At 31.0% G+C, this 25,289-nt stretch carries 10 protein-coding genes; 5 read left to right on the top strand and 5 right to left on the bottom strand.

The genetic code is table 11. The features are described 5' to 3' along the window. Positions 1 to 44: 44 nt before the first annotated feature. Positions 45 to 158: an IS110 family transposase gene (locus HZI73_RS26825; protein ID WP_246552191.1), complete on the bottom strand. Its 114-nt coding sequence runs from the start codon at positions 156 to 158 to the stop codon at positions 45 to 47. 274 nt (positions 159 to 432) lie between these two features. Here HZI73_RS26825 and HZI73_RS16725 point away from each other — a divergent pair, with 274 nt between their 5' ends. The 5 genes from HZI73_RS16725 to HZI73_RS16705 all read left to right on the top strand — a co-directional run bounded on the left by HZI73_RS16725 (position 433) and on the right by HZI73_RS16705 (position 21,860). Continuing rightward, on the top strand, positions 433 to 1,506 hold the full coding sequence (locus HZI73_RS16725) for a hypothetical protein (protein WP_212694521.1): 1,074 nt from the start codon (positions 433 to 435) through the stop codon (positions 1,504 to 1,506). Positions 1,507 to 2,598: 1,092 nt separating this feature from the next. Then, complete coding sequence (locus HZI73_RS16720; RefSeq protein WP_212694520.1) at positions 2,599 to 11,073, top strand: non-ribosomal peptide synthetase; 8,475 nt, start codon at positions 2,599 to 2,601, stop codon at positions 11,071 to 11,073. Positions 11,074 to 11,112: 39 nt separating this feature from the next. Further along, positions 11,113 to 18,111 (top strand): non-ribosomal peptide synthetase, encoded by a 6,999-nt coding sequence (locus HZI73_RS16715; RefSeq protein WP_212694519.1) that lies wholly within the window; start codon positions 11,113 to 11,115, stop codon positions 18,109 to 18,111. Between the two features lie 298 nt (positions 18,112 to 18,409). Beyond that, positions 18,410 to 18,985: a 4'-phosphopantetheinyl transferase family protein gene (locus HZI73_RS16710; RefSeq protein WP_212694518.1), complete on the top strand. Its 576-nt coding sequence runs from the start codon at positions 18,410 to 18,412 to the stop codon at positions 18,983 to 18,985. A 673-nt stretch (positions 18,986 to 19,658) separates the two neighbouring features. Beyond that, positions 19,659 to 21,860, top strand: a complete 2,202-nt coding sequence (locus tag HZI73_RS16705; protein ID WP_212694517.1) for a DUF7948 domain-containing protein — start codon at positions 19,659 to 19,661, stop codon at positions 21,858 to 21,860. 77 nt (positions 21,861 to 21,937) lie between these two features. On the opposite strand, the gene HZI73_RS16700 is transcribed toward HZI73_RS16705, so the two are convergent. The 4 genes from HZI73_RS16700 to HZI73_RS16685 form a co-directional block, all read right to left on the bottom strand. Continuing rightward, a complete protein-coding gene (locus HZI73_RS16700) occupies positions 21,938 to 22,639 on the bottom strand; it encodes a DUF4489 domain-containing protein (protein ID WP_212694516.1) in 702 nt (233 codons plus the stop codon). A gap of 60 nt (positions 22,640 to 22,699) precedes the next feature. Further along, positions 22,700 to 23,266, bottom strand: a complete 567-nt coding sequence (locus HZI73_RS16695; RefSeq protein ID WP_212694515.1) for a DUF4489 domain-containing protein — start codon at positions 23,264 to 23,266, stop codon at positions 22,700 to 22,702. Positions 23,267 to 23,339: 73 nt separating this feature from the next. Continuing rightward, entirely contained in the window at positions 23,340 to 23,894 is a 555-nt protein-coding gene (locus HZI73_RS16690; protein ID WP_212694514.1) for a DUF4489 domain-containing protein, read from the bottom strand. A gap of 694 nt (positions 23,895 to 24,588) precedes the next feature. Beyond that, positions 24,589 to 25,284, bottom strand: coding sequence for a 4'-phosphopantetheinyl transferase family protein (locus HZI73_RS16685; protein ID WP_212694513.1), 696 nt, complete (start codon positions 25,282 to 25,284; stop codon positions 24,589 to 24,591). Positions 25,285 to 25,289: the final 5 nt, after the last annotated feature.

The raw sequence follows: 25,289 nt of genomic DNA, 5'->3' as shown, positions 1-25,289 counted from the left end.
CGGAGACTAGCTATGAAAAGTTAAGCTTAAAATAGCAAAAAACTTCATTTTTTCATTGTGGTAGTAAAGTATCTGTGAGGGTGTATCATAAGTGTTTTAGCAATAATAAAAGTATCAACCTTATCAGTCTTGGTTTTGCGAATGTTATTCTTCCGCATAGTTGAAGTTTGCATAGGGTTAATGACATACACATAATAGTTTTAGAAACAAGGAATTCAACAAGGTTGTTACCGTAATGAGCCGAAGATCCAAGACAGTGATGAGGCTACTCTTAATGGAATTTTATGGGAGATATTAGGTATATTAGTATATTATTAGAGATTGTAACAGTAAAAAAATATCACAATAATAAATTCTAATAAGAAATGATTCTTAACTAAGTGCTCCGAATTTCCTTAAAACACTATATTCTAGAGTTAGGAGGATCCAAAATTGAAGAAAATTATAAAGTATTATAGGATAGGGAGAGATTGTTTTTATCAAAATATATCTGTGCTTCTTGAAAATAAAAATAAACTATCATATGCATTCAAATATTTGAATAATGATTTTTTGTATAATAAAGAGATATTTAGTAGATTTAAAAATAAAGAGACCGTTGATAGTTTTATAAATAAAGATAATGAATTAGCATTAATAAAAGGGATAGATTCCTATTATTTAGAAGAGATCAATACATTTAGAAAAGCAACTTCAAATAACTTTTTTAAGCTTATAATCCATAAAAATGAAGGGGGTATATTAGAAATACAAGATATAATTACAAGAAATGGTCCATTAATGTTTTATTGTGATCCATATTATTTAAGGGCTTTTAATGAGGAAAGAAAAATTAATGTGAATCATCATTATTCAAAACACTTATCAATAATCAAAGATATTAACCCAGGGAGAAATACATGTCAAATAATAGATAAATTCTATAACTTTGAGGGGGAAGTATTAATTGACGATTATTGGAAATGTTCTAATTCAGACTATATACAAAATAATTTAAGAGGAATTGCTTATTCAATATCTTTGAAGGAAGATAATAAAAGCGAATCGAAAAGAATACAAGAAAACTTGCATTTACAATTAAAAAACCTAAAGAAAAAATTTATAATAATTAAAGGTAAGAAATACCTTAAAAATCTATATGCAGTTGAAGCATTAATTAATGATTTGGAAGAGATCATACAAATTATCATAGATCAAAAAGGCAAATATGCACCACAATTTTTTATACAACTATTACAACCAACTATGCAAGAAAAATTGAGTTTTCATGATCTAATGAGCTACGTAAAGACAAAATTAAATAATCTTGAGTTAGATAGATTATTGGATGAATTAAAGATACTTTCAACATTATGGATTACTATAGATTACTTATGTGATAAATGTTACTTAACAGGTTATAATCTTAAAGATTATAGTGAAAGAATAAAGCGACTTCTACATAAAATATACTATCAAGAAGAACGAGTAGAGCTTGAACTACTTGAATTAAGAAATGAGCTATAATTATATATATGTCAATGAGTTTATGCACATGACTAATTTACCTGATAGATTATATCAAACTATTAATTTAACGAGAATAGGGATTAGTGGTGAATACTTATCAAAATTAATTGCAAAAATGATAAGAGGTGTTTTCAAAGAAACAAAAATATTTTATTACTTATAGTTTAATCGAAGTAGCGTCACGTGTCACTTATCTAATTTATTATAAACTTGACACCTTTCCTGAAGCAGTTGGTATAGCATTAATGAAGATAGAAATAAGGGGAGTCAATGAATATTTTGTTGAAATAGAGGAATGCATAGTTAACCAAGTTACTATGAAACCTCGGAGCATAATGAAAAGGTATTATAATAATAACAAATGTATGTTTGAGAGATGGGTGGTTATTGACAGGTAACTTAGGAGATATTGACTCAAATGTATACCTCTATATAGAGGAAGAATAGATTATATGATTATAAGAGCGGTTTGAATATATCCCACTGGAGAAGAAGTTTGTTTAGATGGTAAATTTATACATAAGGTATTAAAGTGTTAAAGTCATTTTGGAAAATTTGTCTTTTGCTAATCACTCTATATTCAACAAAAAGGTAAATATGCGTCAAAATTTATTTTTAAGATGATACAAGAACTAACGTTAGAAAGATTAGGCTATATGAATATCGTGAAATATATGCGGAGCTTTCTTTCTTTTAGTGTAATTCTCTGATGTAAAAATTTTAAAGGACTATATGAGAAATAGCTTGAATGGATAATGCCAAAGATCAGTGCTTTCTACTAGGATGAGAGTGATTGAATGTAATGAAAAATTTCTATTGATAAATGAGATCATGATTTATGAAAAACAAGAAAAATTATAGAATATATCTAATGTTAACTACAGGTTAATATAGAAGATATCAAAATGATTTGTTCAGCTTAGAAATTGACTCCTAAATATATTAAGAATAATAATTGAAATTGAGTCATAATATGGATTTACTTACGTTCGATTAATAGAACAATTATTTAGGACTTTCAGTCCTTAGCAGTTATACCATAAATTCACTTACTTAAGTAGGTGGTAGGTTTAATAGAAGGAGAATAGAATGAATAATCGATTTGACAAAAATACGTTCGATATTGAGCAATACGATAATGCTAGAATAATGATTAATAATGATTCGTATATACAAGTGTTAGAAGTTGTGGCGGATGATAATAGAAATAGAGAAGTTGCATATTTAGGGAATAAAGTTGAACTTATTATAACTAATGAGATTAGAAATAAGATTGAAAAATTGATGATAGAGAAAGAAGTGACCATGTATATGGTCTTTTTAACGTTAATCAAGATATTGCTTTCAAGATATAATTTACAGAAAGATATTTTAATAAGAACACATCAAGGAGGAAAAGGCCTTTCAGAAGTTAAAGAGTTAGCAGGAATGAGTAAGTGGGGAGTAATTAAAAATAACATTAATCATATAAAAAGTTTTATTTATAATCTAGGTGAAGTACGAGACACATTACTGAAAGTAGTTGATAATCAAGATAAAAATGATAAGGTTATTCAGGATGAAAGAAATGATCTTATTTTTTATATTGATAATAATTTTGAACATCTGAAAATAATAGTTGTTTATAATAATCAACAGTATAATGAAGAAACAGTTAGTAGAATGATAGGGCACTTAGAAAATCTAATAATTAATAGTATCAATGTTCCAGAACAATTAGTTCATGAAATAGACATGATGTCAGAAGAAGAAAGATACCAGTTGATTCATGAGTTTAATAATACGGATAGAGCATACCCTTTAGATCATAAGATATATGAAGTTTTCATGAAACAGGCAAAAAAAACACCACAGAATATTGCTGTGAAATGTGGTGATGAGGAATTAACATATGAAGAGTTAGACATTCAGAGTAATCAAGTGGCTAATATGCTAATCTCTGAAGGTGCCCAATGCGGAAATGTAGTAGGGATATTACTTGATCGAACCAGTAACTTAATTGTAAGCATATTTGGAATACTTAAGGTAGGATGTATTTATCTACCATTAGATATTGAATATCCTAAAGATCGAATAGAATATATGATTCAAGATAGTGATTGTAGCTATGTAATATATGACAACCAATCAATTTATTCTAAGAGTAGTAAGGAAGGAACTTATTTAAATATTAATGATAAGGTCAAATATCCCAATGAACATATCCATCATGGAGAAACTGAATTTTTATATATTATTTACACATCGGGTTCTACTGGTCGTCCAAAAGGTTCTTTGATTAAACAAAGTTCATTTATGAATTTATTGTTGTGGTATAAGAAATCTTTTGATATTGGAGCTGAGAGTAGTGTACTATTAATGGCCTCACCAAGTTTTGACCTAGCTCAAAAGAATCTATTAACACCTATTCTGTTTGGTAGTACATTGGTGTTGTTTAAAAAAGCTGATATGGAATATAATAACATATCTAGGATTATCTTAGAGAACAATATATCAATTATTAACACAACCCCAAGCTTGATATATCCATTAATCAGATTAAATAAAAAGAATAATTTCAAAAACATACAATCATTGAAGTATATAATCCTTGGTGGAGAATCTATTAAGATAGAAAATATACTTCCTCTACTGACTGAGAAACACATACATACGAAAATTATTAATAGCTATGGACCGACAGAGTGTACAGATATTAGTAATTATTACACTATTTGTAGCAATATATTGGAGGATGAGGATGTACCAATAGGAAAATCCATTGATAATGTTAAAACTTTTATTGTGGATGAGCATTTAAATATCCAACCAATTGGAATACAAGGTGAGATAATTATTACAGGTGTAGGTGTGAGTGCTGGCTATATAAATGACAGTGAGTTATCTAATAGTAGATTCTTTAGAATGAGAGCATACAATAACGTATTAGCATATAGAACAGGCGATATTGGCTTCTATGATAAATATGGAAATATACACTATGTGGGTAGAAGAGATAATCAAGTAAAAATAAGAGGAAATAGAATTGAGCTTAATGAAATCAATAAGCAAATTAAAAGATGTTATTCAGTGAAAGATGTTGTTTCGTTAGTCCAGAAAGAATTTGATGATGATATAATTGTATCATATATGATTACAGATAAAGAGATTAGTAGTGATATATTAGTGAATATGCTAGAATTGAAATTGCCAGTGTATATGATTCCTAATCGCTTCGTTAGAGTTGATAAGTTTCCACTTAACCCAAATGGCAAGTTAGATCTAAAAAGGTTAATGAATCTTAATTCTCCAAATAGTACTAACTATGAAGCAAGCAAATCAGTAGTAACTACTGATACTGAACAAAAGATAATGGTAATAATGGCGAAAATTCTAAAACATGACATACAGGAGGTCTCTAAAAGCTTCTTTGATATGGGGGGGAATTCACTAAAAGCCATTGAATTAATATCTAGTATCAATAAAGAATATAAAACATCAATTACAGTAACGGATATATTCAAAAATCCTACAGTATCTATGATGAGTAAGGTTTTGAAAAATAACAGTAAATCTTATAATCAGATCACTAAAATAGGACAACAAGAGTATTATCAATGTTCATCTTCCCAAAGAAGAATCTATGCGATGGAGCAATTAACTGAAAAAAGCATAGGTTATAATATTCCAATAATTTATAGATTAAAGGGTAGACTTGATGTTCAAAAGATGGAGAGTGTAGTCAATCAACTATTAAATAGACACGAAATACTTAAAGCTAACTTTGATGATGAAACAGGTAACGTATTTTATTGTATTGCTAAAAATAGGGAATTAGTTATTGAAGAGGCATATCAAGAAAATTCTAGTGAGTATGATTACGTAATTAATAACTTTATTAGACCTTTTGATTTAACCAAAGATTTACTAATAAGAGTAAGTGTTCTACATACTAAGAAAGATGAAAGCATATTGGTATTTGATATACACCATATAATATTTGATGGTATATCGCAATCCATATTCTTCAAAGAACTTTCACAGTTATATAATCGACAAGTATTAGAAAGAGCACCAGAGTTATCATATGCGGATTATGCCCAATGGGAGATAGATAGAACAGATAGTGACCTTAAGAAACAAGAAACATATTGGTTAAAGGAATTCTCTCAGAATATACCAGTAATGGAATTAGAGACCGATTATAAGAAAATTAGAAAATTAGAATCTATAGGTGATGAAGTAAGCATTATACTATCTCAAGAAATTAAAAATAAGCTTGAGAAATTTATGTTAGATAATGAAGTAACAATGTATATGATTTTCTTAGCTGTATCAAATATATTACTTTCAAGATATAGCTCTCAAGAGGAGTTAATAGTAGGAACTCCTGTAGCAGGAAGAAGAAAGCAAGAATTTAAAGATATAATTGGAGTATTTGTTAATACAGTGGTAATTAAAAATACAATTAATGATAAAGAAGATTTTATTAATTATGTGAAACAGGTGAAAGAAAAAGTACTAGAAGCAATTGACAATCAAGATTATCCTTTTGATAAATTGGTAGATAAGCTTAATATAAATAGACAAGTTAACAGGAATCCTTTGTTTGATGTAATGTTCACATATCAAGAAGAATGTAATGCTTTTCATTTATATGGAATGGATGTAGAGAAATTAGAATATCAAGCTCAAACCTCTAAATTTGATATATCAATTAATGTTAAAATGTGTGCCGCTCATATTGATATTAAGATAGTTTATAACACACAATTATACAAAAGAGATACTATTGATAGGATGATAAGGCATTATAGAAATCTAGTGATGAATTTTATTGAGTCACCTAATCAACCGATACATGATATAGAAATGATGTCTGAAGAAGAACGGAACCAGTTGATGGGTGCACTCAATAGTACGGAAAAAAAATATCCTCTACAAGATAAAGTGCATGAAGTGGTGAGGAGGCATGCTAAGAAAACACCTAATAATATTGCTATCAAATGTGGTGATGATAGCTTAACCTATGAAGAATTAGATCAACAAAGCAATCAAGTTGCAAATATGTTAGTAAACAATGGGGCCAGAAATAGTGATGTAGTTGCTATATTACTAGATCGTACTAGTAATTTAATCGTTAGTATTATAGGAATACTTAAGGCGGGTTGTACGTATTTGCCATTAGATATTGAATATCCAATATCTAGAATTGAATATATGATTAAAGATTGTTGCTGTCAATACGTATTATATGATATGCAAATGGATATTAATATGGATGAAATTAAACCTTTAGATGTCAGACTTGCATGGATGTATGATTCCAGATTTAATATAGTTTCTAATAATTCAGATGCATACATAATATATACGTCGGGTTCAACAGGAAATCCAAAAGGCGTTATTATAAGTCATTTAAATCTGATTAATTTTTCCTATGGAATTGTTGAGTCACTGGATATTAAGCAACATCATATTTTTCTATGTTCAACCACAGTCTCCTTTGATATTTTTTTCTTGGAGTCTGTTATGCCACTCATGATTGGTGCAACAACCTTTATTGCAAAACGGGATGAACAGCATGTACCAGAACATATTGTGAATATAGTAAACAACAATAGAATTAATATTGTACAGATGACGCCATCAAAACTAAGGTTAATAATGAATGATAGACAAGACTATTCTTGGCTAGATAAAATTGATAAATTGTTAATAGGTGGCGAAGAATTACCAACTGATTTAGCAGAGAGAGTTATTAAGAATAGTAATGTAGACTTATATAATCTATATGGACCAACAGAAGCAACAATATGGGCAACATTTAATCATGTAAACAAGTCACATAATTATAATATTGGTAAGCCACTACCGAATGTAAAGTGTTTTATTGTTGATAAAAGGCATAGTCTAGTACCTATTGGAGTTCCAGGGGAATTGCTAATAGCTGGAGATAATACCTCTGTAGGTTATCTAAATAGAGAACAGTTAACGAATGAAAAGTTCATAGATACTATATTCTATCATGAAAAAACATATATGACGGGAGATAAAGTAAAGTTAAACGCCGATGGTACAATAGATTTTATTGGTAGAATGGATAACCAGATTAAATATAATGGTTATAGAATAGAACTTGAGGAAATAGAATATACCCTATTGCAAATGGATAAAGTATGTGATGCTTATGTATTAATTTTTAAAGATGAACTAACTGCATGTATAGCTCTAAGTGAAAGTGATATAGAGCTGTTTGACATAAGAGATTACTTACTAAAGCATTTACCTAATTATATGATTCCTAATAATATAGTAATGTTTGATAAGATTCCAACTACCTTGAATGGGAAACGAAACAGAAGGAAACTTGAAGTTATATTAAACGAAAGAGCATTAGAATCCTCAATACATAATACAATTGCACCAGTAAATAACTATGAAGAATATGTATACAATTGTTTCAGTGAAATATTAGGAATTGATAATTTTAGTACCCTTGCAAGTTTCTTCTCATTGGGTGGAGAATCAATAAAAGTGCTGACATTGGTTACTAGATTATCTAGTAAATATGATATTTCTGTGTTTGATATATATAAGTATCAATGTGTGAAAAATATTGCTCTATACTTAAGTAAGAAGAGTGAATGCAGGCAAATAACTAAGCGTATTGATTATTTATTACAAGCACAGGCAATGCATCAGCATATGACCCATGAGAATAAAGATATGGATTATATTAGTAGGGCATCCCAGATGGTGTCACAAATGATTGGTAAACGAAAACCATATAATAATATATTATTAACAGGTTCCACAGGCTTTCTAGGGGTATATTTATTAAATGAATTGCTTAATAGAACAAATAATAATATCTATTTGATTATACGAGGAGAAACTAAGAGTCAAGCAGTAGATAGAATTCATAAGAATTATTCTTACTATTTTAAGAGTAATGACTTAGTGGAATACAGAGGAAGAATTCACTATATCAATGGAGATTTATCTAAGGATATGTTTATGCTTGATACCACAACATATAATAGATTATTAAGTACTATTGATTGTATTATTAATTCAGCTGCGAAGGTGAAACATTTTGGTAATTATGAAGAGTTTTATTCAGCCAATGTGAAGAGTGTTGAGAACATCATTGAATTTGCAAAGGTAAATAGAATTGATATAAAACATATATCTACAATGAGTGTTGGAGATAAGCATTACAATAACAATGATTATTTTAATGAATATAGTAACGTAATGCCAACATCTTATAATTATTATACTAAGTCCAAGCAGCATGCAGAGTATCTGCTGAATCAAGCTCAAGATAGCGGGATTAATTGTACCATATATAGAGTAGGCAATCTAGTACCTAGTTATGGAATACCAAAACGGCAAATGAATTATACAGAAAATATATTTCATTTATTTATTGATAATCTTATTAAAATGAAGAAAGTCCCTAATATTGAATTAGATTTATATGACTTTTCATTCATAGATACTGTTTCTAGATTTATTATATCAACATATGACAAAACCCAATTTAATGAATCTAAATTCCATGTATACAATTTTAACAAAGTATCAATGAAAAGATTAGGGCAGGTATATCATTTAGATATTCTTAATCAAGATATGTTTTTAGAGTGGGTAACTGCCAATATCCAAGCAAAAGAAGATGGAATAGATGTAGGACCATTTCTTCATTATTTTGGCGCATTGGAAACTACAGATTTTGAATTAAATAGATATGAACACTATTTCACCAAAAGAGTAATGGAAGAATTAGAAATAGAATGGCCTAAGCTGGATGAAGATTACTATACACGATATTTGGAAATGAGAAAATCAAGAGAAGAAGATATTATGAAAGATAAATTGGATATTGAACCAAATGCTAATAAAATACTAATGTTGTTATTACCATTTTGGACTCCACTTATTCCTCCATTAGGCATATCTTCATTGAAGAGTTTTTTAAAGTCTCATACATATGATGTTAAGACTAAGGACTTGAATGTTTATGACGGCATATGGGAAATATATCATCAATATCTTAATATATTAAAAGGATGTGTTCCCAAAGAGAAACAAGGTAATTTCTATAACATAGGGAATAATGTGTTAGGTAGTCACCTAATGGCTTATCTTAATAAATTAAATGAAAAAGAGTATACTCATTTAATGAAAAAAGTTATCTATCAGCACTATTTTATTGATGTCAATGATGAATTGATATATGAATTAGAAGAGTTGATTATAGAATTCTATGATATATTAGAGGAATATACTGTAGATATAATGGAATCAGAGCAACCATCAGTAGTAGGAATTTCCGTATATACAGGAACATTCGCCCCTTCTATGTTTGTATTTGAATTGATTAAGAGAAAGTACGAAGATGTAGTAACAGTAATGGGGGGAGGTATATTTTCAAGCCAACTAGCTATTAACTCTCCCAACTTTGATTATTTTCTTGAGAGAAGTAAGTATATCGATAAGATTATTGTCGGTGAGGGAGAGAATCTTTTTCTGAAATTACTGCAAAATAGTTTAGACACAGAGAAAAAGGTATATACATTAGGAGATATTAATCATGCAGTGTTAGATATTACAAATGCTCAGTTACCAGACTATACTGATTTTGACTTGGACAAATATATGTTAGTGCCTTCTTTTACATCTAGGAGTTGCCCTTTCCAATGTAGTTTCTGTTCAGAAACCGTACTATGGGGGAAATATAGGAAGAAAACATCCAAACGAATAACCAATGAATTGTCTATTTTATACCAAAAACATGGTTATCAACTATTCTTATTAAGTGATTCGTTACTGAATCCAATTATTAATAGTTTAGCACATGAACTGATAGATAATGGATTGTCATTCTATTGGGACGGTTATTTAAGGGCAGATAGTGAGGTATGTAATCATGAAAACACCATGTTATGGAGAAAAGCAGGATTTTATCGAGCTAGGTTAGGCATAGAAAGTGGTTCTCAGAAAGTATTAGATTTAATGAATAAGAAAATTACACCAGATAGAATTAAGTTAGCAATTAGTAATCTTGCTAAAGCAGGTATTAAGACCACTACCTATTGGGTAATTGGTTACCCAGGTGAATCAGAGGAAGACTTTCAACAAACCTTACAAATAATTGAAGATATGAAAGATGATATCTATGAAGCTGATTGCAATCCTTTTAATTATTATCTATCTGGACAAGTTGGCTCTGATGAATTCTCTAAAAAGTATAATGTGGAATTACTCTACCCTGAAATAGCAAAAGAGCTACTCATTACACAGACATGGATACTTGATTGTGAACCCAATCGAGAAGAAATATATAGTAGAGTATCAAGGTTTATGGCTCATTGTAAGAGACTTGGCATACCGAATCCATATTCTTCTATAGAAATAAATGAAGCCGATAAGAGGTGGAGTAGATTACATAAAAATGCAGTACCACCTCTTTTAGAATTTAAAGATAAAAATATTTTTATCTCAGAGAATAAAACCGTAAAAAAATATGAGCCCATTAATAACATAATTCAAGATGATGGTGAATTTGGATTCTAATAGCAATGATTAAAAGAAATACGAAGGTTGGTGAGAGACATGCATTATAATAAAACACATACATATTCTAATGACACTAATGAACGAATGTATTGGTTAAAGACATTAGAAGGGAAATTAGTAAAAAGTATTTTTCCTTATGATTATCATCATAATACTGATATAGAGGATAAGTATGATACTATAAAATTCCAGATTCCTAGAGAAGTATCTTCTGAATTAATAAAACTAAGTAACGGCTCCAATTATAGACTATATATGATTCTATTATCAGCAGTATATCTCTTATTAGATAGATATACCGATAATAAAGATATTATAATAGGTTCTACAGTCTACCGACAAGAGGACAAAAAAGAATACATTAATACCATAATACCACTAAGAATTAAATTAAAGGATAATATGATTTATAGAGAACTGTTATTACAGATTCAGCAGACATTAAATGAAAGTATACTTAATCAGAATTATGATATTAATCAGATTCTATATGAATTAAATATCCCTTATGGGAGTCAAAGAGAGTATCCCTTATTTGACACCATTGTACTTTTAGATAATATTCATGATCCGCACTATGTTGACCATATTCATTGTAATACTAGAATAATCTTCAAAGAAATTAATCATCAAATCCAATGTGAGATTCGGTATAATATTTTGAAATATGAGAAATCAACAATTAACAGGATAATGAATGGTTTACTCATATTGTATAAAAATATTAAGGCTAATATTAATCATAATATCAATATTATTGATATTATAGGCGAGGAAGAGAAAGAAAGGATTCTATTAGAGTTCAATCAAACAAAATTAGAATATAGGCAGAATGTAGTCATTCAAGAGATATTTGAAGAACAAGTAAAGAAGAATCCTAATAATATATGTCTTAGATATAAAGATAAGAAGTTAACCTATGAAGAATTGAATCATAAATCAAACCAATTAGCTAGGATCTTGAGAGAAAAAGGCGTAAAGAGTAATAGGGTTGTAGCTATAATGACTCAAGAATCACTAGAGATGGTTATAGGCATAATGAGTATACTAAAAGCTGGTGGAGCATATTTGCCTATTGATCCAGAACATCCAAGAGATAGAATTGAGTATATGTTACAGGATAGTAATGCCCATATTATATTGATACAACAAGAAGAAAGAATAAATGTGAACTATTCAGGTGAGATTATCTCATTGGATAACCAAGAGCTTTTTTGTGGTGATTCAAATAATATACCTAATGAAAACAAACCAGATGATCTGGCGTATATTATATATACATCAGGTAGTACAGGAAAGCCCAAAGGTGTCATGATTGAACATACAAGTGTAATCAACCTCATAGAAGGGTTATACCAACGTATATATAGAGAATATGATAAGCCACTTAATATAAGTCTCTTATCCCCATGTATATTTGATGCTTCGGTAAAACAAATATTTGGTGCCTTATTACAAGGTCATTGCCTATGCTTAATCCCAAAAGAGGATAAATTACAATCAAATACACTTATAGAATTCTATAAGAGTAATAAAATTAATATCTCTGATGGCACACCTACATTTATAAAATTATTAATTGAATATATTGCAAATAAGAATGAAAGATTACCCATTAAACAATTTATTATAGGGGGTGAAACATTAGCGATTAACACAGTAGAACAATTATTTGAGATTTTTGGAGAAATTAAAGTCACGAATGTATACGGACCAACAGAGTGTTGTGTTGACTCAACAACGTTTACTCTGACAAAGGATACTGTTAGATCATTAAGGAAATTACCTATCGGAACCCCAATGCCTAATGTATATATACATATTACTAATGAGGAAAACACATCACTTCAGCCAATAGGAGTAGCGGGAGAGATATGTATTAGTGGTGTAGGTGTTGCTAGAGGATATGTAAACAATGAAGAGCTTACAAGAGAGAAGTTTGTCAATAATCTTTTTGAAGGTGGACCTACATTATATAAAACTGGAGATATAGGTAGGTGGTTGCCCGATGGCAGTATAGAATTTATAGAGAGAAGAGATCAACAAATAAAACTACGAGGTTATCGAATAGAATTAAGCGAAATCGAAAATCAAGTAACGAGTTATGAATCCATCATATCTTCAGCGATAAAAGTAATAGAGAATGATGATAGTAACAGATTTATCTGCGCATATATTGTATCGAAAGATGTTATTAATATCAATCACTTAGATAAATATCTAAGTGGGAAATTACCGAAATATATGGTTCCAGCATATATATTGCAGATAGATAGAATTCCTTTAACAAGTAATGGGAAAATAGATTATGCTAGATTGCCAGATCCTCACAGAGATAGTAACATCTGCCAGCAACCAGAAAATGAAACAGAAAAAATAATATATGAAATATGGCAGGATGTATTAGGCGTATCCCAAATAGGTGTAAACGATAACTTTTTTAGTTTGGGAGGTTACTCTCTATCAGCTGCAAAGATTATAACTCAAATTCATCAAAGGCTACACGTTGAAATTTCATTAAAAATAATATTTGAGAAGACTACCATTAAAGAATTAGCACATTATATCATAGGTGAGCAGTATAGCACATACTCAAATATAAGTAAAACGGAAATTAATGAGTATTATCATGCATCATCAGCACAAAAAAGAATGTACATATTAAGCAGTATCGATAGTATTGGAACGAGTTATAACGTAACTGTACCTCTAGTTATCAAAGGGAAGCTACAATATAATAGAGTTCAGTCTGTTCTTGAGAAATTAGTTAAGAGACATGATAGCTTAAGAACATCATTTCATGATATTAATGGAAAGATCATGCAGAAGATCAATGATGATGTAATACTTGATATTGTCTATCAAGAAAAGAATTCTAATGATATTGATAGTATGATAGCTAGCTTCAAGAAACCGTTTTATTTGAATAAAGCTCCAATCATTCGAGTGTGTTTAGTGAAAATAGAAGAAAGAAAACACATCATGTTAATAGTTACCCATCATATTGTTATAGATGGTATATCAATATATATCTTATTGAATGAATTTATAAAAATGTATCAAGATATTCCATTAGATGATATAAGAATACAATATAAAGATTTTACAGCTTGGCAGAATACAATGTTAAACTCTGTAAAACTAAAAAAACAAGAACGATATTGGTTAGACAAGCTAAGTGATGACATTCCATATCTAAACCTATCCACAGATTACCATAGACCTTCGGAGCAAAGTTTCAGAGGCGATAGAATTCAGTTTTGTTTTGATGTAGAGAAATATCATAAAATAAAGAGATTTGCCCAAGAAACAGGAACTACAGAATATATGGTGATGCTAGCAGGATTCAATATATTGCTATCAAAGTATAGCGGACAAGAAGAGATATTATTAGGAACACCTGTTTCGGGAAGAGTCCATGGAGACTTGGATAATCTCGTGGGTATGTTTGTCAATACGGTTATTATGATTAATCAACCTATATCTGATCTAACATTTAAAACTTTTTTACAAGAAGTTAAAACAAATTGTTTACATGCATTTGAAAACCAAGATTATCAATTTGAAACTCTCGTGGAAAAATTAAATCTAGAAAGAGATATAAGTAGAAATCCAATATTTGATGTTCTCTTTGTCATGCAGAACATGGATATATCATTAGAAGAAGATCCTTGCTTGCAGTATGAACTATTAGATTTTAAGGATAATATAACGAAATTTGATCTAATTTTAGAAATTAAAAAAATAGAAGAAACCTTATGCTGTAATTTTCTATATTGTACTGATCTGTTTAGAGAAGATACCATAAATACAATGATTGAACATTTTTCAAATATTCTAGATTCTGTACTTGAAGCCCCTGATATTCATATCTCAGATATTGATATGTTATCATGTAAGGAAAGGTATAAACTAATAAATGAATATAATAACACTGAAATAGAGTGTCCAATGAATAAGATGGTTCACCAGTTATTTGAAGAGCAAGTTCAAAAAACACCTAATAATGTTGCAATAGAGTATAAGGATGAATGTTTAACTTATAATGAACTAAATGAAAAAGCTAATAGTCTTGCAGAATTATTAAGAGGAAAAGGACTAACTAACGAAAGCATTGTTGGGGTATTAGTGGAGAACTCAATAGAGCTAGTTATTGGAATGATGGCGATCTTAAAGTCTGGGGGAATATATCTTCCTATTGATCCTAAGTATCCAACTGAAAGAATAGAGAGTGTATTAATAGATAGCAAGACGAGCGTTCTCTTAACTCAAGAGACATCAGTTAAACAAGTGAATTTCCAAGGTAATATTATCAATATTGAGGATGAAGAATTGTATGTGGGAAATAAATCTAATCTGAATAGTATTAATAAACCAAATGATCTATCGTATATCATATATACCTCAGGGTCTACAGGGAAATCAAAAGGAGTCATGGTAAGTCATAAGTCACTTACTAACTTATGTTATTGGTATACTCAAGAGTATGAAATGAGAAGTGCTACTAAGAATATGCTATTAGTTTCAATATCATTTGATGCCTCAGTTAAGAATATACTTGGACCATTGATTTCAGGTGGGAGTGTGATATTGCCGCCTTCTGATTATTACGATCCTAATACGATGTTACAGATGATAAAAAATAAATGTGTTACAATGATTAACTGCGTTCCTAACGCTTTCTATCCTATATTAGACTTAGCAAGTATTAATGGATATGCCGATTTGGTAAGCTTGGAATATCTCTTATTAGGTGGAGAAGAGATGATAATATCAAAGTTAAAAGGATGGCTTAATAACCCTAATTGTAATTGTACATTATTCAATCTATATGGTCCTACTGAATGTACAGATATATCATCAATCTATAGAGTAGATAAGTGTAACTTGAGGGAAATGAATAGCATACCTATTGGTAAGCCAATTAACAATGTAAAAATCTATATAATGGGCAAAGATAATTCTTTGCAACCTATAGGAATTCCAGGAGAACTATGTATAGGCGGGGTAGGTGTTGCAAGTGGTTATTTAAATAGGACAGAATTAACCGAGATAAATTTTGTAGAGAATCCATTTTGTCCTGGACAAAAAATATATAAGACCGGAGATTTAGTAAAAAGACTTTCAGATGGTAATATTGAATTTTTAGGAAGGATAGATTATCAAGTTAAAATAAGAGGATATAGAATTGAAATCGGTGAAATCGAATCACAATTATTAGAGCATGATTCTATCAATCAGGTAATTATTGTTGCTAGAGATGATAACAATGATAATAAATATCTTGTGGCATATTTCACGGCTCAACAAGAATTAAGCACTATACAATTAAGAGAGTATTTAAGTAAGACACTACCTAACTATATGATACCGTCATATTTTATACAGCTTGACAAGATGCCACTCTCTCCTAATGGTAAAGTAGATGTAAAAAAGTTACCACAAGAAATGAATCAATTATCAAGTGGAATAGATTATATAGAACCTAGGAACATAGATGAAAAGAAGATGTTAGAATTATGGGAAGGTATACTTGGGGTTAGCAGAATTAGTATCTATGATGATTTTTTTAATATTGGGGGACATTCATTAAAAGCTGTTCACTTAATATCAAGCATACAAAAGGAATTTGACGTAGAGATATCTCTTAATGATGTATTTAAGAAATCTACTATAATAGAACTTGTTCATTATTTAAAAGAGCAAGAGAAAAAGAAGTATATACCAATTGAGATAGTAGAAGAAAGAGAATACTATGAATTGAGCTCCGCCCAAAAAAGAATATTTACTGCAAACTATTTCTTAGGAGAAAATTCAACAGGGTATAACGTACCTTTCGGTTTAATGCTAGATGGGTATGTAGATTATAAAAAGGTTAAAAGTGTATTTCTAGAATTAATAAAACGTCATGATTGTTTACGAGCCTCTTTTGACTTCGTAGATGGTCATATTATGCAGAAATTTAATGAAACCGTAGACTTTATGATCGAGCAGTTTGATTTAATGAATCAAAATAGTATATCTAGAGAGAGAGTTATAGAGGATTTTATTAGACCTTTTGACCTGAATACTGCACCACTTATACGCATTGGATTAGTCAAGGTAGCAGAAGAAAAAGAACTACTTATTGTGGATGTTCATCATATCATCTTTGATGGAATATCCCAGGAAATATTATTGAAGGAATTTAAGATTCTCTATCAAGGTGGCAGTTTGCCTGTTGAAAGGATAAAATATAAAGATTATATTGGGTGGCAGGAAAAGCTTGTAGATTCAGATATTCTAAAAAAACAAAGGGCGTTCTGGCTAACTCAGTTCAGTGGAGATATACCAATACTTGACTTACCTTCTGATTATGAAAGACCTACAGACCAGAGTTTTCGAGGGGATATAGTCGAATTACAACTGAGTCAAGAAATTACAGCTGAGATAAGGGAGATTGCTAAAGAAGCAGGGGCAACTATCTATATGATACTACTCGCAGGGGTGAATATTTTGTTAACAAAATATAGTGGACAAGAAGATATAATCATTGGAAGCCCTGCCACAGGAAGGACTCATCCAGACTTTCATCATATCATAGGTATGTTTGTAAATACACTTGCAATAAGAAATAGACCTAATGCCGAGAAGAATTTTTCAGAGTTCTTACAAGAAGTTAGAGACAATACATTACAAGCTCTTGATAATCAAAATTATCAATTTGAAACACTTGTGGAAGAATTGAGTATTGAAATGGATTTTAGCAGAACCCCCGTATTTAACGTTATGTTTAGTTATTTAAGTGTAGCTGAAAAGGATTATCATATTGAAAATTTGGACTGTAAGGAGTACAAAATTAATATGAAAGCTACAAAATTTGATATAACTATTGTAGTAAAAGAGTATAAAAATGATATACATATTGATTTAAACTATTGTATAGATATATTTAAAAAAGAAACTATTGAACAAATGGCAATGAACTTAAGAGAAATTATGCAGCAAGTATTGAAGAATATCCATATCAAAATTAAGTATATTGAATTGCTATAATAGAATACTGGACATGTTAAACTTTTATTTAGATTATTTTTCTATTGCTTAAAGTATTTGATTAATTTTATATATCTTTTATCAGTACGACCGTAGATATGACCTGTGTCTACTATATTGACACAAATTCAAGCTATATTTTGTAGATTAGATTAAAGGAGATGAGTTTATTAAGTTATTTGCAATCAATATTTCATCAGTTAATCAGAATGTAATTAGGAAAATAGAGATTCTTTTAGGTAAAAAAATAATCATTAAATCAAGAAGGTATATTCACAAGGAAGATCAATATAGGTTTTTGTTTGGAAGATTAATAGAATGCTATCTGATTAATAAAATCTGTCTAAACAATGAGAGTATACCGAATATCTGTAGCAATGAATATGGAAAACCTTTTATAGATAGCAGATTTAGATTTCAATATAGCATATCGCATTCGGATAGATGGGTTGTATGTGTAATTAATGATCAACCAATTGGAATCGATATTGAGAGGATTAAACCAATTGACTTAAGAATTGTAGATAGATTTTTTTCTAAGAGCGAACAAAAATTTCTCGCTGAAAGTAATATTAATGAAAGGCTTGAAAGATTTTATACTATTTGGACACTTAAGGAAAGTTATATAAAAGCAGTAGGTAAAGGATTGTTCTTGCCCTTAGATTCATTTAGTGTGAAGAAAACAAGAGAAGAAATATATGAAGTCGAATGCAATAATGAGGATCATGAATTTTATTTAGCTACATACAAACGATTTCCTTATTTTATTATTTCTGTCTGTTCTAAGAGAAGAGATAAGTTTAACAAAGTAGAAGTTTTAGATTTCTACCATGTGTACCAATATCTAATGAACAAAAAAGAAGTGTCTAAATAAGGAAGGGTATTAATGAAGTTATAAAACTTATTAAATAAATGAAATACTAATCTCCCAGCTATGGTGGAGATTAGAGTAAATAGTAGTGTTACGTATGCTATTAATAAGCCTCCTATGATAAAATCAAGTTTATCACATACTAGATGAAATGCAATATCACATTGTATTTATACCAAAGTATAGACTAAAGTTTTATATGGACAAATAAAAGCAGCTGTGAGGGAGATACTTAAAAGATTATGAGAACCTATAAACGAGTTGAAATAATTGAAGGAGCGATATGCCAAGAGCATGTAAATTTATGCGTAAGTATAATGACAAAATAAATAGTTTATCAGAATTTGTAGGATATATATAAGGAAAGAGTACTTTAATGATATTTGACAAGCATCCTTTTTTAGCCCTACCTTGACAGTTAGGGTATGTTTCGAGGATAGAGAAAAAGGCTCTGAGTAAGTTGAATAAGGAGTTTAATAATAGATGACGATAGTAGGGCTAAACAGTTAACAGAGGTTGCTTATATGTTTAGCCCTAATTTAATGTAGACGTTAAAGTCATTTTCATTACAGACAAATATAAACTTCAATAATAAGAGTTATAAACTATCAAAAATAGATAAACTTGAATATTATATTTATAGATAGGATAGAAAATCATGGAGGTGGAATAAATAGTGCCAATTAGTATGAAGACAGACAGTCTCAAGGACACTATTCATAAAAGTTATATAACAATTCCACTAACCTTTATACCTAATAAAGGGCAAGTGGATACAAAAGCTAAATTTTATGTTAATGGGGCAGGTTATGGGTTTTACTTTACTCCTGAAGAAGCGGTGCTAAGCTTTACATCCCAGAACACGACGGAGTCTAATACTACAATCAATGGCATAGCATTAGCACTAAGATTTATAGATAGTAATCCAGATGTGGAGATATATGGTTTGGATCAAGCAGCTGGTAAGGTTAACTATTTTAGGGGTAAAAATGAATCAGAATGGATGACCAACCTTCCAACTTACGAAAAAATTATCTATAAAGAATTATGGAAGGGGATAGATCTGGTATTTTATGGCAAGAACCATACACTAAAATATAATTTTGTCCTACACCCTGGTGCTGCTGTTGAAGATATTAAGCTTGCCTATAAAGGTTCAAAGGGCATATCTCTAGATGATAGAGGTAATCTACAAGTTCATCATGATCTGGGTATACTAATAGATGAGTGCCCTATAAGTTATCAAGAGATTCATGGAGAAATAATAGATATAGAGAGTTGTTTTGAAATCATAGAACAAGAAAACATTGATGATTATTTTAGATTTGAAGTTAGTAATTACAATGAAGACGATACGCTTGTCATAGATCCTGGACTTGTATTCTCTACTTTCTTAGGTGCTTTGGTAGTTGATGCTGGTACGAATGAGTCGAATAAGCTTGGGATTGAAGTCGATAGAAAAGGTGATGTTTATGTAGCTGGAGGGACGGTTTCACCAACATTTCCCATAACATTAGGTGCTTTTGAAGAAAACTTCCCTAGTCTTGATACCAATAATACATCAGCCTATATAACCAAATTATGGTCAGATGGCTCTGGACTTATATATTCTACCTTCATTGGTGGGAGTGATATTGATGAGGCTAGAAGTATTGCAATCGATAGCATGGGTAATGCTTATGTGATAGGTGAAACGAATTCGCCAGATTTCCCAACTACACTAGGTGCTTTCCAAGAAGATTTTCCTGGCTTAGATGATTCATCAGCTTTTATAGCAAAACTAAATCCCGACGGTACATCACTTATTTACTCCACTTTCTTAGGTGGTAGTGATGATGATGAAGGAACCGATATTGCTGTGGATAATAAAGGTAATGCCTATGTGGTAGGAGAGACTAATTCGTCTGATTTTCCAACAACGCAGGGGGCTTTCCAACAGAAATTTTTAAGTATTCTTGAAGATGATTTGCCTGAACAAAATGGCGACATAGAACTTCAACAAAGCTTTAGTGACGTTGTATTTGTAGCAAAACTAAACCCTGATGGCTCTAACCTTGTGTATTCTACCTTCTTAGGCGGAAGTGATGATGATGAAGGTCATGGTATAGCCGTCGATCATATGGGTAATGCCTATGTGACTGGTGAAACGAATTCGCCAGATTTTCCAACAACACTAGGTGCTTTTCAAGAAAATTTTCATAGTGCAACTACCAGTGCTGACACCGTATTCATTACAAAGTTAAACCCAGATGGCTCCAAGATCGTGTATTCCACTTTTTTAGGTGGCAATGGTGATGATCAAGCCAATAGGATTGTAGTAGATAAAATGGGCAATGCCTATGTTGGAGGAGAAACCACATCCTCAGATTTTCCTGTTACACGAGGAGCTTTTCAAGAAGATTTTAGAGCCGATGGGGATGCTGGATTTGTTACAAAACTAAATCCAGATGGCACTGCCCTAATTTACTCAACATTTTTAAATGGTAACGATGGCGATAATGAAGTTCAAGGTATTGCTGTGGATGATATGGGTAACGCCTATGTGGCAGGATTTAGTGATTCTCCGGATTTTCCTGTTACATCAGGAGCTTTTCAGGAAGATTACCAAGGAGCAGCTGATTCAGAAACTAAAGATGTTTTTGTAGCAAAGCTAAATCCCGATGGTTCTATTCTCCTTTACTCTACCTTCCTTGGAGGAAGTGAAGATGATATAGCACGGGATATAGCTATTGATGAAGAAGGTAATGCTTATGTAATAGGCTATACGAATTCTTCGAATTTCCCCATTACATTAGGAGCTTTTGATGTGGATTTCAAGGGAAATAATATCTTGTTTGATACTTTTGTAGCTAAGATAACGCCTGATGCTACACCATAAATGAGACATTGATTACGCTAAATAACCCCTTCTAAATCATAGAAGGGGTTAAATATGTTGCCAATTATATTTAATGGTTAGCATTTTTTTACTGTACAACAATCCGTACATTCTTGCAGAGCAAATCCGCTCATACTAGCTTTTGTAACCCTCGCTTCTTCAACATTTATAAAATCTGAGGTTGTAAAAAGATTAAATTCATCATCCGCTACTTGTTCAAACAGCGGTTCAGAGGTTGAAGTAGCAGTAACGGTTACAGCATATTCACAACAATCGCAGTCGCAACGAATTAGGGATTCGCAGTGTACAACTGAAAATGGCACTGAAATGGTTCTTTCATTTACAATATTGGATATACCATCAAGTAATCTAAAACTCTTTTCATATTCCCATGTGCGTACGGTTTCTTCTGGTCCATTGTCACACTTTCGAGTCAATATAAATTTCAATCTAATTCTAAACAAACCTGCAGCTTGAGGTAAATCAACTGTTGGCTCTGTCTGCACATTGAAAAAGATTTGACTTGAAAACTCAATAAAGACGAAGGGTCTTACTAATCGTCTTGCATCAATGAGAACATTGCCTAGGGGAAAGTTCTCAACGATTCTTTGACTTTCTGGAACGTCTGTAGGATCGGAAAAAGATACTTGTACGGGTTCTAATATTTCAAATACAGCTTCTTGGGGAGCGCTATCACATTCAAATATTATCTTTTTAGGATTTGGATGCTTTGTGTCTTTTCGGCAGCTACATCCTTTTTTATGAAATTTATCTGTCATAAGATTATTTTCCTCCTTATTTATATTTTTGTGATTCTAAATCAATGGTTATAAGCCTAATTAATGACAATTTCTACCTTGTGCAAAAGCACCTAGGCTAAGATTGTTGACTTCTGCTGTTCCAAGGTTTGCAAAATTAACAGGATTTCCAGATACCTCCATGATATACTCACAACATCCAGGACAAACGAGGCATTCACAGAAAGAAATCGTAAAGGGTTCACTGCTAATAATTTCCTCAACAATGTTATCCGATAGTTGCGTTTCTTTTTTATACACCCTTGTCAGCACGGTTTCAATTTCTCCATTATTGCAGCTTCTTTTCAATCTAAATGTGAGTTCAATGGTTGTACCAGTTGAATTACCAGGACTCGACTGAAAAAAAACAATGCTGGAAAACTCAATCTTAACTTCTGGCTTGTTTAGACAGCTGGTATCCACAATGACACGACCTAAAGTAAATGTTTGTTCCGTAGTACTTGATAAATCAAATCTAGCAGACTCAAGATTTTGTCCACACTCTAACAGTATCTTTTTTGGTTCACAATCCGTCATCTTGGTACAGCAGTCTAGACCATTATCTTGGTATTCTTTATCACAATTACGTGCTTTCCTATTACTACTCATAATATTAAACATTCTCCTTTCAATAATTTTAAGCCATATACCCTATAAAATCCCATAAGCTTGACTCAAATGATTAATCGCAGCATACACCTTTTGCAAATGCACTCATGCTCGCATCATTATTTGGATTCACAGATGCTGACATAATATTGACAAAATCAGTAGATGGATTTGCGGTTACTACAAAAGAATATTTACAGCAGCCTGGGCATTGTAGGGGTTCGCAGAATGAAATGGTAAATGGTTCACTAACAGATCTTGTGGTAAAAGTAAAATTCTCCAAATCAAAGCTATTCGTGTATTCCCATTCACGTATTGTTACTTCTAGACCATCATCACACTGTCGTTTTAAAGCAAATGTCATGTTAAGATTAACAGGGTCTACATTAGTGCGAGATGCAAATGTAACGAGAGTAGAAAATTCAATTTTAACTTGGGGTCTGCATAAGCAACTGCTATCCACAAAAACCCTAGCTAACGTAAATGTCTGTGAAACTCTTGAAGTTGTTGAAAAATTTGCTGCTTCAATGGATTCACCACATTCAAATATGATTTCTTTTGGGTCAGCTATCTTTTTTTTAAAATCATTATTCTTGCAATCAGAACCATTTTTTATATAACCTGTCATGATAATGAATTTCTCCCTTCCTTTTTTTAAAATCCGATGATATATAAAATTAAAAATGGACTAATTATATATCTTGCCTATCTATATATATTATTCTAAAAAGGACGAGAATGTTAAAGAATATAGCATAGAATCACAGTTCATTTACTTTTAATTTAGTCATTGCGTAACTTAATTAACATGAACTCATGGGTTATCATTTGAAGAAAGTGGTAATAGGCTAAGGTTGGACAAAATGACAATATATATAAAAGAGATAGCGAGAGGGTAATATAGATATAAAAAAAGTGAGTGAAGAAAGTATATGGATTTATGGTGAAGGAATTGGGCAAAAAGTGAAAGGGTTAGAAGAGGTATTGGTTCAAAAGATAGCCTTAAAATGATTAAAGAATTAGCTGATATCATGGGCACATCCATAGGGGGATTATTACATGGAACATGGTAAATGTTTTTTAAGTTCTGGTAGTGAGGCTGTTAATGATTTTTAATAGGATATAAACGCCCTGCGAGACTGTTCAGGTTCTATCCACCTCTTATAATTGAAACAGAAGTTATTGATGTCATGGTCAATGCATTGGATAGATTGATTGCAAATAATAGGTTTTAGTTTGTAAATAGATTCCCTCACCCTAGTAATAACAATAACTTTGTCTTTTAAACAAACAAAACAATTATTAGCCTGATTCAAGAGACCTTAATTTTTACAATTTTGTCTTTTGATATTAACAACATTGTAAAAATCTTTTATCTTTAAGAGGTCAATATGCCGTAGTTCGTTGCATGACACATAGCTATCTGAACACACAGATATGGTGTAGTCGTTCTTGGGAAAAATACTAAATTTACAAGAATACAAGTCAAAATAATTGGCTTCATACTTGGAGAAATCCAGATCAAATATTTGACGATTAATACCGGTTCCATGGTATTTCACATAGCTTTCTTTTAAACTCCATAGACGTGTAAAATACAGTTCTGGGTTGGCAGCGGATGTCACCCGTTTTTTTTCGCCTTTACTGCATACATAATCAATTAAACCTTCGTCGTAAGATACTGTATTTTGAATATCAATCCCAACTGCTGTGTTTTTTTGTATGGCACAAACCACACCCTTTTCGCAATGGCTCATATTAAAATTCACGTGAGGATGTTCTTTTAGACAAGGCTTACCATGTGCGTTTTTTACAAAGGTGTCATGTGGCGATAGTACAATACCATGTTCAAGATAAAGCCCATAGGTCAATAAGGCATAGGCAGTTAATGACATGATTTGATCAATCGTTCTTTTATAACGCTTAGCTTTCTCGCATCGCTCTATGGAAACCTGTTGACATAAATAATCTATATCATCAGGATTAACTGCAGAAAAATCTTCAAAAATATAAACCATATACT

The sequence above is a fragment of the Vallitalea pronyensis genome, assembly GCF_018141445.1.
Lineage (GTDB): Bacteria > Bacillota > Clostridia > Lachnospirales > Vallitaleaceae > Vallitalea > Vallitalea pronyensis.
The sequence above is the reverse complement of the archived record's forward strand: the minus strand, read 5'-3'. Positions and strand labels throughout refer to the sequence as shown.

Bases quoted from the DNA above. Each gene is read 5' to 3' on its own strand.
- HZI73_RS26825 (WP_246552191.1), bottom strand. From the start codon at position 158: ATGCGGAAGAATAACATTCGCAAAACCAAGACTGATAAGGTTGATACT.
- HZI73_RS16720 (WP_212694520.1), top strand. From the start codon at position 2,599: ATGAATAATCGATTTGACAAAAATACGTTCGATATTGAGCAATACGAT.
- HZI73_RS16715 (WP_212694519.1), top strand. From the start codon at position 11,113: ATGCATTATAATAAAACACATACATATTCTAATGACACTAATGAACGA.
- HZI73_RS16700 (WP_212694516.1), bottom strand. From the start codon at position 22,639: ATGACAGATAAATTTCATAAAAAAGGATGTAGCTGCCGAAAAGACACA.
- HZI73_RS16695 (WP_212694515.1), bottom strand. From the start codon at position 23,266: ATGAGTAGTAATAGGAAAGCACGTAATTGTGATAAAGAATACCAAGAT.
- HZI73_RS16690 (WP_212694514.1), bottom strand. From the start codon at position 23,894: ATGACAGGTTATATAAAAAATGGTTCTGATTGCAAGAATAATGATTTT.
- HZI73_RS16685 (WP_212694513.1), bottom strand. From the start codon at position 25,284: ATGGTTTATATTTTTGAAGATTTTTCTGCAGTTAATCCTGATGATATA.